General features: G+C 64.0%; 15 protein-coding genes. 6 read left to right on the forward strand and 9 right to left on the reverse strand.

What is annotated here, in order from left to right:
* Positions 1 to 170: 170 nt before the first annotated feature.
* The 3 genes from ABD842_RS11475 to ABD842_RS11485 all read right to left on the reverse strand — a co-directional run bounded on the left by ABD842_RS11475 (position 171) and on the right by ABD842_RS11485 (position 2,831).
* Positions 171 to 1,400: an ABC transporter permease gene (locus ABD842_RS11475; RefSeq protein WP_345113695.1), complete on the reverse strand. Its 1,230-nt coding sequence runs from the start codon at positions 1,398 to 1,400 to the stop codon at positions 171 to 173.
* Positions 1,401 to 1,498: 98 nt separating this feature from the next.
* Complete coding sequence (locus tag ABD842_RS11480; protein WP_345113697.1) at positions 1,499 to 2,308, reverse strand: class I SAM-dependent methyltransferase; 810 nt, start codon at positions 2,306 to 2,308, stop codon at positions 1,499 to 1,501.
* 91 nt (positions 2,309 to 2,399) lie between these two features.
* On the reverse strand, positions 2,400 to 2,831 hold the full coding sequence (locus tag ABD842_RS11485; RefSeq protein ID WP_345113699.1) for a ribosome-binding factor A: 432 nt from the start codon (positions 2,829 to 2,831) through the stop codon (positions 2,400 to 2,402).
* A 159-nt stretch (positions 2,832 to 2,990) separates the two neighbouring features.
* Between ABD842_RS11485 and ABD842_RS11490 the strand changes: the two genes are divergently transcribed.
* Entirely contained in the window at positions 2,991 to 4,403 is a 1,413-nt protein-coding gene (locus ABD842_RS11490; protein WP_345113701.1) for a hypothetical protein, read from the forward strand.
* Between the two features lie 152 nt (positions 4,404 to 4,555).
* On the opposite strand, the gene rpiB is transcribed toward ABD842_RS11490, so the two are convergent.
* From rpiB to ABD842_RS11505, 3 genes are all read right to left on the reverse strand, one after another.
* Entirely contained in the window at positions 4,556 to 4,993 is a 438-nt protein-coding gene (gene rpiB / locus ABD842_RS11495) for a ribose 5-phosphate isomerase B (RefSeq protein ID WP_345113704.1), read from the reverse strand.
* A gap of 18 nt (positions 4,994 to 5,011) precedes the next feature.
* Complete coding sequence (gene tatC / locus ABD842_RS11500) at positions 5,012 to 5,884, reverse strand: twin-arginine translocase subunit TatC (RefSeq protein WP_345113707.1); 873 nt, start codon at positions 5,882 to 5,884, stop codon at positions 5,012 to 5,014.
* Positions 5,885 to 6,033: 149 nt separating this feature from the next.
* Entirely contained in the window at positions 6,034 to 7,323 is a 1,290-nt protein-coding gene (locus ABD842_RS11505) for a serine hydroxymethyltransferase (RefSeq protein ID WP_345113709.1), read from the reverse strand.
* A gap of 166 nt (positions 7,324 to 7,489) precedes the next feature.
* Here ABD842_RS11505 and ABD842_RS11510 point away from each other — a divergent pair, with 166 nt between their 5' ends.
* Positions 7,490 to 8,056: a hypothetical protein gene (locus ABD842_RS11510; protein WP_345113712.1), complete on the forward strand. Its 567-nt coding sequence runs from the start codon at positions 7,490 to 7,492 to the stop codon at positions 8,054 to 8,056.
* Positions 8,057 to 8,124: 68 nt separating this feature from the next.
* Complete coding sequence (locus ABD842_RS11515; RefSeq protein ID WP_345113714.1) at positions 8,125 to 8,928, forward strand: tetratricopeptide repeat protein; 804 nt, start codon at positions 8,125 to 8,127, stop codon at positions 8,926 to 8,928.
* Between the two features lie 72 nt (positions 8,929 to 9,000).
* Here the strand turns inward: ABD842_RS11515 and ABD842_RS11520 are convergent, their stop codons facing one another.
* From ABD842_RS11520 to ABD842_RS11530, 3 genes are all read right to left on the reverse strand, one after another.
* Positions 9,001 to 9,705: a metallophosphoesterase family protein gene (locus tag ABD842_RS11520; protein ID WP_345113717.1), complete on the reverse strand. Its 705-nt coding sequence runs from the start codon at positions 9,703 to 9,705 to the stop codon at positions 9,001 to 9,003.
* Positions 9,706 to 9,803: 98 nt separating this feature from the next.
* Positions 9,804 to 10,031: a hypothetical protein gene (locus ABD842_RS11525; RefSeq protein WP_345113720.1), complete on the reverse strand. Its 228-nt coding sequence runs from the start codon at positions 10,029 to 10,031 to the stop codon at positions 9,804 to 9,806.
* Between the two features lie 74 nt (positions 10,032 to 10,105).
* Positions 10,106 to 10,609, reverse strand: coding sequence for a hypothetical protein (locus tag ABD842_RS11530; RefSeq protein ID WP_345113723.1), 504 nt, complete (start codon positions 10,607 to 10,609; stop codon positions 10,106 to 10,108).
* Positions 10,610 to 10,767: 158 nt separating this feature from the next.
* On the opposite strand from ABD842_RS11530, the gene ABD842_RS11535 reads away from it, so the two are divergent.
* From ABD842_RS11535 to lnt, 3 genes are all read left to right on the forward strand, one after another.
* Complete coding sequence (locus ABD842_RS11535) at positions 10,768 to 11,016, forward strand: 4a-hydroxytetrahydrobiopterin dehydratase (RefSeq protein ID WP_345113726.1); 249 nt, start codon at positions 10,768 to 10,770, stop codon at positions 11,014 to 11,016.
* Positions 11,017 to 11,094: 78 nt separating this feature from the next.
* Positions 11,095 to 11,808, forward strand: a complete 714-nt coding sequence (gene rsmI / locus ABD842_RS11540; RefSeq protein ID WP_345113728.1) for a 16S rRNA (cytidine(1402)-2'-O)-methyltransferase — start codon at positions 11,095 to 11,097, stop codon at positions 11,806 to 11,808.
* Entirely contained in the window at positions 11,798 to 13,498 is a 1,701-nt protein-coding gene (lnt, locus tag ABD842_RS11545; protein WP_345113731.1) for an apolipoprotein N-acyltransferase, read from the forward strand. Before rsmI ends, lnt begins: the two co-directional genes overlap by 11 nt.
* Positions 13,499 to 13,507 lie beyond the last annotated feature (9 nt).

The raw sequence follows: 13,507 nt of genomic DNA on the forward strand, positions 1-13,507 counted from the left end.
ACCAACGGAATAGAAGCTCTGAATGTAACAGGGCGAATGCGAAGTAATCTATTTTTTCATAAAAAGTAAAACTAATTATGAAAATAATTACATTATTATATTCAACCTGCCATTACCGCCGTCGAGTACCGTCATGGCGTATACGGAGTACTAATTTAGCTGGCAAAGAGTTACAGGTTGTCGCGCAAAGCGAGCCGGGAGGCATTCAGCGCCGGGCGGATGGAAACGGTAATCGTAATAATGATAATGGCAATGCCGGTCAGGACGATATCGGCAAGCTGCATTTTGACCGGGTACGAGTCGACCACGCTGGTGGCCATGCCCATCGAAACGACGTGGAAGGTTTGCTGAATCCAGCAAATGGTGATGCCCAGCGTGAGGCCGACAAAAGCGCCTACCAGCGCCACAATGGCGCCTTCAAACAGGAACACGTTGCGTACGTTGTGGCTGGTGGCGCCCATAGCCATTAGAATGGCAATGTCCTTCTTCTTGTCGATGACCAGCATGGACAGGGAAAAGAAGATGTTGAGCGAGGCAATCAGCAGGATGAAGGCGAAGGTGATGAACACGAACATCTTCTCCACCTTGATGGCTTTGAGCAGGCTCACGTGCTGCTCGTCGGAGTTGTAGACGTGGAAGCCCGGGCCCAGCAGCTTCTGCAGATCTTCCTGGGCTTCGTCGATGCTGCGGCTTTCCCCCACCTTGACTTCCAGGGCCGTGCGGCGGGAGCCGTACTTAAGCAGGTTCTGGGCAAACCCGATGGGCACGAAGATGTAGCTGTCGTCGATGTGCTGCTCGATGAGAAACACGCCGCCGGCCACGATAGTCTGCTCGGTGAAGGCCGTTTCCGGGTTCATCGACAGCGTCTTCTTGCCCGTGTTGCGCGGGTAGAGCAGGCGCAGGGGCGCAAACTTATTGTCGATGGCAATGCTGAGCTCGTGCTGCACGCCGGCCCCAATGAGGGCGTAGGGCTCCTCGGCCCGGGTCAGGCGGTGGTCGCCTTCCACGATGGCCGAATCGATGTTGCTCTGGGCGAAGTAGTTGTCGCTCACGCCCTTGAGCTTAACCACCATCTGCCGGTCGTGGTACTGCAGCAAGGCGTTGTCTTCGATCACCTCGGTGAGCAGGGCCACGCCGGGCGTAGCGCGGATGCGAGCGAGCAGCTGCTCATTGGTTTCAAACGACTTGCCCTGCACGGCCGAAATCAGCAGGTCGGGGTCCGACTTGCCGTAGAGCGTGCGCACCAGATCCTCGAGCCCGTTGAACACCGACAGCACAATAATGAGCGCCATGGTCCCCACGGCCACCCCCACCATCGAGATGTTGGAGATGATGCTGATGATGTTGCGCTTGTTCTTGGAGGAGAAGTAACGCCGGGCAATGAGCAAAGGAACGTTCATGCGGGGCGTTGGCGAAAGAGAGCAGTGATGGACAAGGTGAAAAGATCGGCAGGCACGACGCAGGAGCAAGATACGCGTCTGCGCTCAAAAGGTCGCGCTTACTTCCAGGCTTTCACGATCAGGCCGGTGCCCGAATCGTGGCGGGACGTGGAGTCAATCCAGTTCAGGAGCAGGCAGAACGGGAAGGTGACGAGGTAATAGAAGGGCAGCAGCAGGAAAAACCACTTCGACGCGCCCAGCATCAGGATGGGGTACTTCATGCTCAGGCGCCACGAAATCTGGCCCGGCTCGCCGTAGCCGTAGCGGGCCTCAATCCGCTCGAAGCCGGCGGTGCGCAGCTTCTGCTGAATCTCGTGGATGTTGTAGCCGTCGCGCACGTGCTCCTCGATGAAGCTCGTTTCGCCGTCGGCGTGCACGTCGGAGCCGCCCTGGTCGGAGGGAGTGGAAATGAGCAGCATGCCGCCGTCCTTGAGCGAGGCGTGGATGTTGCGAAATACTTCCACGTCTTCCAGAATGTGCTCCATCACGTCGACCGACAGGGCCAGGTCGAAGGAGTTGGGCTCCTGGTACAGTACCAGGTCCTGCACGGCAAACTGCACGTTGGTGCGCCCGATCTGGCGGAAGAACTGGTTGGAGTCGGCAATCTGCTCGTCCTTCACATCGACGGCCAGAATCTGCCACTTCTTGCTCAGCCCGCTCATCCAGTAGGTGTACTGGCCGTAGCCCGAGCCGGCATCCAGGATGTTCAGGGGCTCATTGAGGCGGCCGGCCGACCATTGGCGCAGCTCGCGGTGCACGTGCCAGGTGCGCAGCAGCAGCAAATCGAGCAGGAAGTAGAAAATGCGGCGCAGCAGCGGCGTGCGGTTGAATACCTCGCCCAGGGACTTCTTAATCGGGTCGTAATACAAGGCTTTTTAATGCTTGGTGCTTGGTACTTGGCTTCAGCACCCGCGCCCGGGAAGGTCCCGGGGGCGCAGGGCTAACAACTCCGCTTTGGGGCTACTCGTCCTCGTCGGCAAACAGCTTGGGCCGCGGCGGGGCCTGCGGAGCTGCGGGGGCGTCGTCGGCTTCGGGGGCCTCGGCCGGAATGTGCAGCGTGCCGATAATGGCGTCCATCTTGGCCGCGTACTGGGCGCTGTCGTCGAGGAAGAACACCAGCTCGGGAATGATGCGCACCTGCTTGCGGATGCGCTTGGCCAGGGCCTGGCGGATGGCTTTGCTGTTGTCCTGCACCGCGGCCAGCAGTCCTTCGCCGCTGCCGGCCAGCAGGGCGCTCAGGTAGATGCGGGCCACGCCGAGGTCGGGCGACACGCGCACGGTGCTGATGCCGGGCGGCAGGCCCGTAAACAGGTGGGGCAGGTCGCGCTGAAACACGGCGGCCAGATCCTGCAGGAGCAGGCTGGCAAATTTTTGCTGTCGTTTACTTTCCATAAGAATTGGCAAAGATAGGAAGTTAGGGGCTTGGGGGCTTAGGTTCTTAGGGACTTAGATTTTTGACCGGCAAAACCGGCCGCGGCGCTTCGGTGGATGCCAGTACCTTTGCCCCGCTTTGCCCCGCTTTTCCCCGCCTCTTAAACCCCGGTTTCCGCCGTGCTTCGCTTCTTCAAAAGTCCGCTGCCCTCGCGCCTGCTGCTGCTGCTGCTGCTGATCCTGGCCGTGCGCCTGCCGCTGCTCTGGCTGGGCGTGCCGCTCACGGCGGCCGAGCTGCGGGCCATGCTGGTGGGGGAGCGGCTGCACGAGGGCGCCCTGCTCTACCAGACGCTCTACGACAGCACGGCCCCGCTGGCAGCCCTGCTCTTCGGCGCCCTCGACGCTGTGGCCGGCCGCCCGCTCTGGCTCTACCGGATGCTGGCCCTGACGCTGCTGCTCTTTCAGGCCCTGCGCCTGAACCTGGTGCTCAACCGCGCCGACGTGCATCCGGAGCGGGGCTTTGTGGCGGCGCTGACGTACTTGGTGGTGGGCAGCCTCACCGCCGACCTCGACACGCTGTCGCCGCTGCTGCTGGGCCACACGTTCATCATTGCCGCGCTGAGTGTGCTGCTGCCCACTTCCCGCGAAGGCTACGACAACCGGCGGCTGTTCCGGGCGGGCTTCCTGGTGGGCGTGGCGGCGCTGTGCTACCTGCCGCTGGCGCTGTTTCTGCTGGTAGGGCTGTTTGCCGTCATCATCTTCGCCGCCAACTCGTTCCGGAGCTTCCTGCTGCTGGTCTGCGGCTTTCTGTTTCCCTACGCGGTGGCGGCCACGTTCTTTCTGTATAAGGAAGCGCTGCCGGGGTTTTCGCAGTTTCACCTGCGCCCTACCCTGAGCGGCCTGGTAGCCGGGGCCGATGGTCTGCCGCTGTTTGTGCAGCTGCGGCTGCTGTTGATTCCGGGTCTCGTGCTGGTACTGGCGCTGGGCCGCTCGTTTACTACGTCGCTGGGACTGGTGTTTCAGATTAAGTTTCAGCAGCTGATGCTGATCTGGCTGCTGGTGGCGGTGGCCATGGCCGCCGTGGGCCGCGGTGTGGCGCCCGGGACGTTCGTGCTGGGGCTGCCACCGCTTACTTATTTCAGCTTGTTTCTGTGGCAGAAAGCCCGGCACGCCTGGATGATGGAAGTGCTGCTGCTGCTGCTGCTGGGCCTGGTGGTGGTGGTGCGCTACCGCACGCTGCTGCACCTGGAAAAGGTGGTGCATATTCCGGCCGAGCAGAGCTACGCCGTGCAGCCCAACCCGGCCTACGCCGCCATCCGGCAGCAGCGGCTGCTGGTGCTGGGTCCCGACCGGCGCCCCTACCTGCAAAACCGCCTGGCCACGCCCTACCTCGACTGGCGCCTTTCCCAGGGCGACTTTGGCCACCTCGATGAGTACGCCGCCGTGTTTCGCCTTTCGCAGAGCTTCGCTCAGCTGCCCCCAGACTATATCATCGACGAGGCCCGGCTCATGCCGGAGCTGCAGTACAAGGTGCCCGCCGTTTTTGGCCGCTACCAGCTCACTGGCACGCCCCACGTGTACCGCCGCCGGTAGCTAACTGCTCCGCCATGGCGAAGCGTCCGCCCAAGCAGGCCGTCCTCTGAAATGTGACGAGCCCTCCTGTGAAAGCAGAAAGCCCCGACGCTGGCCAGCGTCGGGGCTTTCTGCTTTCACAGGACTTGTACCTAGCTCGCCGTGGCAGCGCGCTAGCAGTCAATCTTGCTGACGCGGGTCTGGTGGCGGCCGCCTTCGAAGGCCGTGGTCAGGAAGGTGCCGACGATGGTGCGGGCGGCGTCTTCGCTCACGAACCGGGCCGGCACGCAGACGATGTTGGCATCGTTGTGCTGCCGGGCCAGCGCCGCTAGTTCCGGCTCCCAGGCAATGGCCGCCCGAATGCCCTGGTGCTTGTTGGCCGTGATGCACACGCCGTTGGCCGAGCCGCAGACCAGAATGCCCCGCTCCAGCTCGCCCGAGGTAATGGCCGCCGCCAGCGGGTGCACGAAGTCGGGGTAGTCGACGGAGGCCGCCGAGTCGGTGCCGAAGTCGCGCACCTGGTAGCCGTTGTCGCGCAGCCACTGGGCCAGCAGCTGCTTGTAGGCGAAGCCGGCGTGGTCGGAGCCGAGGGCAATGGGAGAGGAAGACATGAAAAGGGCTGTCGAAGGTTACTGGCTGACGCCGTTGTTGGCCGCCAGGTCGGCGTTGAGGCGCTGGGTGCGGTTGCGGGTCACCACGCGGGCAATGTTGATGCTCAGCTCGTAGAGAATCAGAATCGGGATGGTGACGATGATCTGGGCCGAAATATCGGGCGGCGTAATGACGGCGGCCACGATGAGAATGACCACGATGGCGTGCTTGCGGTAGAGCCGCATGATTTCGGGCGTAATCAGGCCGGCCTTGGCCAGAAAGAACACAATCATGGGCAGCTCAAACACGAAGGCCGTGGAAATCGACATCGTGGTGAGCGTGCTCAGGTAGCTCTGCAGGTCAATCTGGTTTTCGATGGTGGCGTCCACGGTGTAGGAAGCCAGGAAGTTGATGCTCAGCGGGGCGGCAATGTAGTAGCCGAACAGCAGCCCGAGCGCAAACAGCACCGACACGAAAAATACCGCGCCTTGGGAGTTCTTCTGCTCGTGCGGGTACAGGCCGGGCTTGATAAAGCGCCACAACTCCCAGAACGTGTAGGGAAAAGCCAAGACCAGCCCAACGATAAACGAGGTGCTGATGTGCATGGTGAGCTGCCCGCTCATCTCCCGGTTCTGGATGATAAAGCCGACTTTATCGATGCACAGACTCGGGGCGCCAATCCAGTTGCCGAACTTGCAGAACATGCGGTAGGTCCAGAAGTCGGAGCGGGAAGGGCCCAGAATCAGGTCGTGGAACAGAAAGTCCTTGGCGAAGAAAGCGGCAGTAGCAAAGACGACAATCGAGATGGCCGCGCGGATGATATGCCACCGCAGGGCCTCCAGATGGTCGATGAACGACATTTCGTGTACTTCGCCCAGGTTGGTGCCGGGTGAAAGTTGAGTCTGATCCACTGAAGGGGGCAATGAGTGAGGAGGAGAAGGGAAGAATGGCAGAAGGGCGGGGTATAGCACAAACGAAAACCAGCCGAAACAGGATGCTGCCGGGCCGACATTCGTCGGCCCGGCAGCTTGTTTCATCCTTCAGCCACGCGGCCGTGCCGTTAAGCAAACAGCGGGTACTCCTGCATCCACTCGTTTATCTGCCGGCGTACCCGCTGCAGGTGCGCCTCGTCGGCGTGGTGCATCAGCACGTCGTCGATAAAGTCCACGATGCGGACCATGTCGGCCTCGCGCAGCCCGCGGGTGGTGACGGCGGCCGAGCCGATGCGCATGCCCGAGGTCACGAAGGGCGACTTGTCGTCGAAGGGCACCATGTTCTTGTTGATGGTGATGTCGGCCTTGATGAGGGTGTTTTCGGCCAGCTTGCCGGTCAGGCCCTTGCTGCGCAGGTCGATGAGCATCAGGTGGTTGTCGGTGCCGCCCGAAATAATCTGGTAGCCCCGCTCCCCGAAGGCGCCGGCCAGCGCCTGGGCGTTCTTAATCACCTGGTGGGTGTAGTCGGTGTAGGCATCGGTCAGGCATTCGCCGAAAGCCACGGCTTTGGCCCCGATAACGTGCTCGAGCGGCCCGCCCTGGGTGCCGGGAAATACGCCCGAGTCCAGCAGCGCCGACATCATCCGGATGTCGCCCTTCGGCGTTTTCAGCCCGAACGGATTCTCGAAGTCCTTGCCCAGCATGATCAGGCCGCCGCGGGGGCCGCGCAGGGTTTTGTGGGTCGTGGTCGTCACGATGTGGCAGTGCTCAAACGGCGAGTTGAGCAGGCCCTTGGCAATCAGGCCGGAGGGGTGGGAGATGTCGGCCAGCAGCAGGGCACCCACTTCGTCGGCCGCTTCGCGCAGGGCCTTGTAGTCCCAGTCGCGGGAGTAGGCCGAGGCGCCGCAGATGATAAGCTTGGGCTGCTCGCGCCGGGCGGCTTCCTTCACCTTCTGCCAGTCGATAAGGCCGGTTTCGGGCTCCACGCCGTAAAACGACGGCTTGTAGAGCTTGCCCGAGAAGTTCACCGACGAGCCGTGGGTGAGGTGGCCGCCGTGGCTCAGGTCGAAGCCCAGGATTTTGTCGCCGGCGTTGAGCACGGCCAGCATCACGGCCGCGTTGGCCTGGGCGCCGGAGTGGGGCTGCACGTTCACCCACTCCACGCCGAAGAGCTCCTTGGCCCGGTCGATGGCCAGCTGCTCGACCTGGTCCACGATTTCGCAGCCGCCGTAGTAGCGCTTGCCGGGCAGGCCCTCGGCGTACTTGTTGGTCAGAATGGAGCCCTGGGCCAGCATCACCTGGTCGGAGACGTAGTTTTCGGAGGCAATAAGCTCGATTCCGTGGGTCTGACGCTCTTTTTCCTGGCGGATGAGGTCGAACAGGACCGTGTCCTGGGCAATTGCGGTGCGGGTTTCCATAGGCTCAAAAGTACGGCGGGGGCAGGGAACTACCAACTTACGCAGCGGCGGCCCAAACGACGAGCGAAGGCCGCCGATTCGAGGCGCCGCACCGGATTATGCCCGTTGTGCCTTATCTTGTTCCGCGCCGGTCGAGCTCTTTCGGCCGCTACCGCCCCGCCCCCTCATGCTCCAGCCCGCCTCCGCGACCCAACAGCTTGCCGAAACCCTGACGCAGATGCGCGTGGGCAACCAGACGTTTCTGATCAACTTCTACCAGGACAACCGCGACCATTTCGCCCGTTGGGCCCGGCGCCAGCACCAGCTGGAAACGGCCCCGGCCCACGAGCTGCTGCGCACCGTGCTGGTCGACTTTTACGACCAGGTAGCCGACGGCCGCCTGACCAAGCTGCCCGCCGACGTGCGCGCCCACCTCTACGGCATGGCTCAGGAGCGGGTAGAAGCCGCCTCCCGGGTGAGTACCGGCACCGAGGAGCTGCCCGCCGCCGAGGCCGGCCGCCGCCAGCGCATGCTGCGCCTGTTCCGCCTGCTGGGCTCCGACAGCCAGCTGCTGCTGATGTATTTCTACTTCAAGGCGTTAAGCTTCGACAAGGTAGCCGGCAAGATGGGCTACGCCAACGCCACCGTGGCACGGCTGCAGAAGGCCAACTGCCTGCGCAAGCTCTACGAAATCATGAGCCGGGACCAGGGCAGCGCGGCCGACGAAGGGGGAGCTGCTGCCTTGGCTAACTGATTCTGCGTAGTTTAGCCGCCACAACCCGTTCTGCTGCCTCTCCTTTCTGCTCCCCTGCCTCTCCGTTTATGACGCCGCCCGTTGACCTGCGCCCTTACCTGGATGAGCTGGAGCGTTTTGCCGACGGGCAGATGACGCCCATTGAGCAGGACGCCTTTGAAGTGCGCCTGGAGCGCGACCCGGGCCTGCAGCAGGCCTACGAAGTCTACGAACAGATTACCTCCGACCTGCGCTGGGTAGCGGGCCACGAAACCCTGCGCCACCGCCTGCAGGGCCTCGACATGCGCCTCGACCAGCGGCAGGAAGCCCTGGGCCGGATGCGCCGCATCCAGCGCCGGCAGCAGCGCCGCTGGGGCTTTCTGGTGGTAGGAGCGGTGGTGGCCTTGCTGGGGCTGTGGCTGGTGCTGCGTACTCCGGTCCGCAACCCGCAGCGCGACTTCGCCAAATACTACGTGCCTGATCTTGGCCTGCCGGCGTCGGCGTCGTTGGCCAGCCACCGGCCGCTGCTGGCCGAAGCCATGCAGCAGTACCGCACCGGGCACTATCCGGCGGCTCTGCACGCCCTGCGCCGCATGCCCACCGACAACGTGGGGCAGGACACTGTGCTGTACTACAACGGCGTTTTCCTGCTGCGTCAAAACCAGGCCGGGGCCGCCCGCCCCTTTCTGAAGCGGGTCAGCCAGATGCCCCAGTCGAGTCTGGACGGCAGGGCGCGCTACCACCTGGGCATGGCCTACTGGATGACCAATCAGCCCGCCGAGGCCCGGGCCACGCTGCGGGAGGTAGCCTCCGACTCCATCAATCCTTACCGTAAGCCCGCCCGCCAGGTGCTGGACGCCAAGGTGATTCAGGCCTTTGAGCCCGCCCGGTAAGCGCATTGTCCGCCATGTGGGCAGGTGCTGCTGCCGCCGGCATCCTGACGGCCCCAAGGGCTTCGGGTCTTGCTAGCCCGGCCGCTGCGCTATGGCGTAGGCCGGCTCGATGTTGGGCTGCAGCGTAAGGTGAAACGAGTCCAATTCCAGCGCGGCCAGGTGGCGCAGCTCGGGATTGTGCCGGTACACGCAGCCCGTATCCAGCCCGAGGCAGCCAGCCTTTTCCCGCACCTGCCGGGCCACCTCGGCCGCGGGAGTGGGCACGTGGCCGTGCAGCAGGCGCCGGCCCTGCAGGCGGGAGGCGTCGAAGGTAAACTGTTTGATGTTCATCATCGTGTGCGGGTCCCGGCGCATTTCGGCGGCGGGCCGGCGGAAGTCGAAGCCAGCGTGTACCAGCGTGAAGCCAGGAATGTCGAGCTGGTAGGGCAGCGCTTCGAGCCACTGCAGGTAAGGCTCCGGAATAGCCGTGGCCGCCGTTACCCCGAAGCTTTGCAGGGTGAGCGTCCGGTCGGCGGCGGAGGCCCACAGGGCTTCGGTACGGCCGCGGGCCGCGTCGAGCAGCTCCTGGTCGTGGTTGCCGCGCAGGCACTGCACGCGGTAGCCGCGCCCGGGCAGCGCCATCAGGTAGTCGAGCACCCCGCGGCTGTCGGGGCCTTTGTTGACATAGTCGCCGAGTACGTACAGCTCGTCGGCGGGCGTAAGGCGGAGCTTATTTTCCAGCAGCTCCCGGAAGGACAGCAGGCAGCCATGCAGGTCAGTAGTCACGTAGCGGGCCATTGGCGGGCAGGGAAAGCGTGAGGAACAGCGGTAGTGAGTACAAAAAAAGCCTCTGCGGGTCGGGCAGAGGCTTCGTAGGCAGGCTAAAGGCCCGGGGCCTAGGTGTAGGGCGTGTTGTCGAGGTCGGTCTTGTCGGTGTTGCGGTTGGGGTTGTTGACCAGCGTCGGCGGAATCTCGTCCACCCCATCTTCGGTGTACTCTTCGGTCAGCCGCTTGGTTTCGGCGTCGAGGTTTACCGGGGTGCTGGTCGGGTCGCCCTTGGACTGGCCCTGGCCGGCCGGGTCACCGTGGTGCTCTTTGGATGGCTGATTGCTCTTGCTGGACATGATACCTGGCGTTAAGGGATGAAACCAAAAAAACCGGACCGGCCGCCAATGCGCCGGTCGGCCCGGCAAAAAAGCTATTGGTCGATGGCGGAATCCTGGGCGTTGGGGTCGGTCAGCTCGGCGTTGGTGCGGGTGTTGGCCCCCACTTTGGCCGGGTCGGGCTGCACCTGCTCCATCTGGCCCATGCCCACGCGGGAGTTGGGGTTGCGCATCTCGTCTTTGCTGTCGCGCTGGTCGTCGCCGTCCAGCTCATCGACGGGGCGCGCGGTGCGGGGCTGGGTGAGGTCGTCGTCGGGCCCATCCTGGTTTTCGCCATCAGGACGGCCTTCGAAGCTGGAGCGGATATTGTCGGCCGGCGGTTCCACGCGGTCGGCGTCCTTGTTTACGGATATAGCCGTGCTGCCGCTGCCGCTGTCGGTGCCGAAGCCCTCCTTGCCGTCGCGGTTGCCGAAGCCGCCGCGGGCCGCCTCGTTCTTGGGCGGGTTGGCGCCCGGAATGATGTGGCCGGCGGCCAGCTCCTGCTCGGTGGTATCGTCGTTGATGACGCGGACGGGACGGTTGTTAGGGTCAATAGCCATGAGGCGGAAAGATTAAGTGAGGAAGTGGCGGGTGGGTAAGGAAGTGTACTGTGGTTTGGGAATTTGGGTTTAGCTTGAGCCGCCGCTTCTGGCCCTACGCCCCTGTGCGGGGCGCAAAAGACCGCCGCCATCCGTCCGCCTTTCTTGCCCGCCCGCTTATGTGGACCGACCACGACCATGCCCTGTGCCGCACTTTCCGCTTCCCGGATTTCGCCACGGCCTTCGCCTTCATGACCGAAGTAGCCGCCGAAGCCGAGCGCCTCGACCACCATCCGTGGTGGGCCAATGAGTACGGCACCGTCGAGTTTCGCCTGCGCACCCACGACGCGGGCCATACCGTAACCCGGCGCGACCATCGGCTGGCCGCCGCTATTGACGAGGTGGCGGCGCGCTACGCGGCGCAGTAGCACCTAGCGGAGGGCAGCCTCGCTGTCGGCGGCCGGACTGACTTCCTGCGGTAGCCGCCGGCCGCGTACCTTTGCCCCATGTCTGACGCGCCTACGGTTCCTACTGCCTTGTACCTCGTGCCCACGCCCATCGGCAACCTGGAGGATATCACCCTGCGGGCCATCCGCATCCTGGGCGAGGTAGACGTAGTGCTGGCCGAAGATACCCGCACCAGCGGCCGGCTTATGCAGCACCTGGGGTTGAAAAAGCCCCTGCTCAGCTACCACCTGCACAACGAGCACCAGACCGTGCAGCGCGTGCTGGACCGCCTCGCCAACGGCGAGAAGATGGCCCTGGTGTCCGATGCGGGCACCCCCGGCATTTCCGACCCCGGCTTTCTGCTGGTGCGCGAGTGCCTGGCCAAAGGGCTGAAGGTGGAGTGCCTGCCCGGCCCCACGGCCTTCGTGCCGGCCCTGCTCAAGTCGGGCTTCGGGGCCGAGCGGTTCACATTCGAGGGATTTCTGCCGGTGAAAAAAGGCCGGCAGACCCGCATCCGCGAGCTGCAGCAGGAAACCCGGACCATGATTTTCTACGAGTCGCCGCACCGCATCGTCAAGACCCTGGAGCAGCTGGCCGAGGCCCTGGGGCCCGAGCGGCTGGCCTCGGTGAGCCGGGAGCTGACCAAGCTGTTCGAGGAAACCGTGAACGGCACGCTGCCCGAGCTGGCGGCGAACTTCGCGGCCCGGACCAGCATTAAAGGAGAAATCGTCCTCGTAGTTCAGGGCCACAAAGAAGAGCGCCGTGCTGACTAAACCCGCCCCCGCAACCCCCGCGGCCCTGCCCGCCGTGGCTTTCACCTGGACGCGCCCGGCCTCCTGGCCGCCGGCCCTGCTGGCCGGGCTCAGCGCCGGGCTGCTCTGGCTGGGCTGGCCCGTGCATCCGGCCCCGCTGGCGTTGCTGCTGCTGGTGGCCTGGGTGCCCTACCTGTCCCTGGAAGCCGCGCTAGTGCGGCGGGGCAGCAGCGGCTGGAAAGTGTTTCGCTACTCTTACCTCACCCTAGTGCTCTGGAATGCCTTTACCACCTGGTGGGTAAGCTACAGCACGCTCTGGGGCGGCATCACGGCGGTGATTTTCAATGCCCTGTTCATGTGCATGCCGGTCATGGCCTTCTACCACACCAAGCGACTGGCCGGCCCCCGCCTGGGCTATCTGTCGTTGCCCGTCTACTGGATTGCCTTCGAGCAGCTCCACCTGCACTGGGACTTCACCTGGCCCTGGCTGACGCTCGGCAACGGCTTTGCCACCGCCAACGGGCTGGTGCAGTGGTACGAGTACACCGGCTTTCTGGGCGGCTCCCTCTGGATCTGGGTAGCGAATCTGCTGGTGTTCTTCTCCCTGCAGAAGTACCAGGATGCCGCTACCGGCGCGGGCCCTACGCTAGGCCGGGTACAGGTCCAGCGCCTGCTACTGGGGCCGCTGCTGGCCATCCTGCTGCCCATCGGGCTGTCCAAGATTATCGGTAGCCGCTACCAGGAAAAGGGCGCGGCGGCTGAGGTGCTGGTGATTCAGCCCAACTTCGACCCGTTTGAGGAGAAGTTTGAGGGCGGCGCCAGGTTCATTCCCTACCAGGAGCAGCTGCAGCGCCTGTTTCAGCTCACCGAGCAGAACCTGACGCCCCAGACCAGGCTGGTGCTCTGGCCCGAAACGGCGCTGGAAGAGCAGAACTGGGAAGCCCAGTTTGAGGCCAACCCCAAAGCCCTGCAGATCCGCGCCTTTCTGGCCCGCCACCCCGGCCTGGAGCTGGTGACCGGCGCCACTACCCTCACCTCGTACCCTACCAGGGAAGCTGCCCGCCCCTCGTCCCGCTTCCGCGACGACATCGGCTACTACGACTTTTTCAACACGGCCGTGTTTTTTGCCGATGCTGCTAAGCCGGTGGAGTTCTACCATAAGTCGCGGCTGGTGCCGGGGGTGGAGGGCGTGCCGCACTGGCTGTCGGCCTTCGTTATCGACCTGGGCGGGGCCGCCGGCGGCCTGGGCAGCCAGGATACGCGCAGCGTGTTCCGCCCCGCCGCCGGCGACTCCAGCCTGCGCGTGGCCCCGGTTATCTGCTACGAATCGGTGTACGGCGACTTCGTGGGCGAATACGTGCAGAACGGGGCGACGCTGATCGGCATCATCACCAACGACGGCTGGTGGAGCGACTCGCCCGGCCACCAGCAGCACCTGCAGTACGCCACGCTGCGCGCCATCGAAACCCGCCGCGACGTGGCCCGCTCGGCCAACACCGGTATTTCGGGCTACATCAACCAGAAGGGCGAAATCACCCGGCAGACCGGCTGGTGGGTGCCCGCCGCCGCCCGCGGCACGGTGCACCTGAACACGGACCTCACCTTCTACGTCCGCTACGGCGAGCTGATTGGCCGCGCCGCCCAGGCGCTGGCCGTGCTGCTGCTGGCCTTCGTGCTGGTACGCGCGCTCAACCGGCGCTTTGCCACGTAGGTCTGCATG

This window comes from Hymenobacter algoricola (genome assembly GCF_039539525.1).
In the GTDB taxonomy this organism is placed as follows: Bacteria; Bacteroidota; Bacteroidia; order Cytophagales; family Hymenobacteraceae; genus Hymenobacter; species Hymenobacter algoricola.

Coding starts and splice junctions, on each gene's coding strand:
- ABD842_RS11475 (WP_345113695.1), bottom strand. CDS start 1,400: ATGAACGTTCCTTTGCTCATTGCCCGGCGTTACTTCTCCTCCAAGAAC.
- ABD842_RS11485 (WP_345113699.1), bottom strand. CDS start 2,831: ATGGAAAGTAAACGACAGCAAAAATTTGCCAGCCTGCTCCTGCAGGAT.
- rpiB (WP_345113704.1), bottom strand. CDS start 4,993: ATGTCTTCCTCTCCCATTGCCCTCGGCTCCGACCACGCCGGCTTCGCC.
- ABD842_RS11505 (WP_345113709.1), bottom strand. CDS start 7,323: ATGGAAACCCGCACCGCAATTGCCCAGGACACGGTCCTGTTCGACCTC.
- ABD842_RS11510 (WP_345113712.1), top strand. CDS start 7,490: ATGCTCCAGCCCGCCTCCGCGACCCAACAGCTTGCCGAAACCCTGACG.
- ABD842_RS11515 (WP_345113714.1), top strand. CDS start 8,125: ATGACGCCGCCCGTTGACCTGCGCCCTTACCTGGATGAGCTGGAGCGT.
- ABD842_RS11520 (WP_345113717.1), bottom strand. CDS start 9,705: ATGGCCCGCTACGTGACTACTGACCTGCATGGCTGCCTGCTGTCCTTC.
- ABD842_RS11525 (WP_345113720.1), bottom strand. CDS start 10,031: ATGTCCAGCAAGAGCAATCAGCCATCCAAAGAGCACCACGGTGACCCG.
- ABD842_RS11530 (WP_345113723.1), bottom strand. CDS start 10,609: ATGGCTATTGACCCTAACAACCGTCCCGTCCGCGTCATCAACGACGAT.
- ABD842_RS11535 (WP_345113726.1), top strand. CDS start 10,768: ATGTGGACCGACCACGACCATGCCCTGTGCCGCACTTTCCGCTTCCCG.
- rsmI (WP_345113728.1), top strand. CDS start 11,095: ATGTCTGACGCGCCTACGGTTCCTACTGCCTTGTACCTCGTGCCCACG.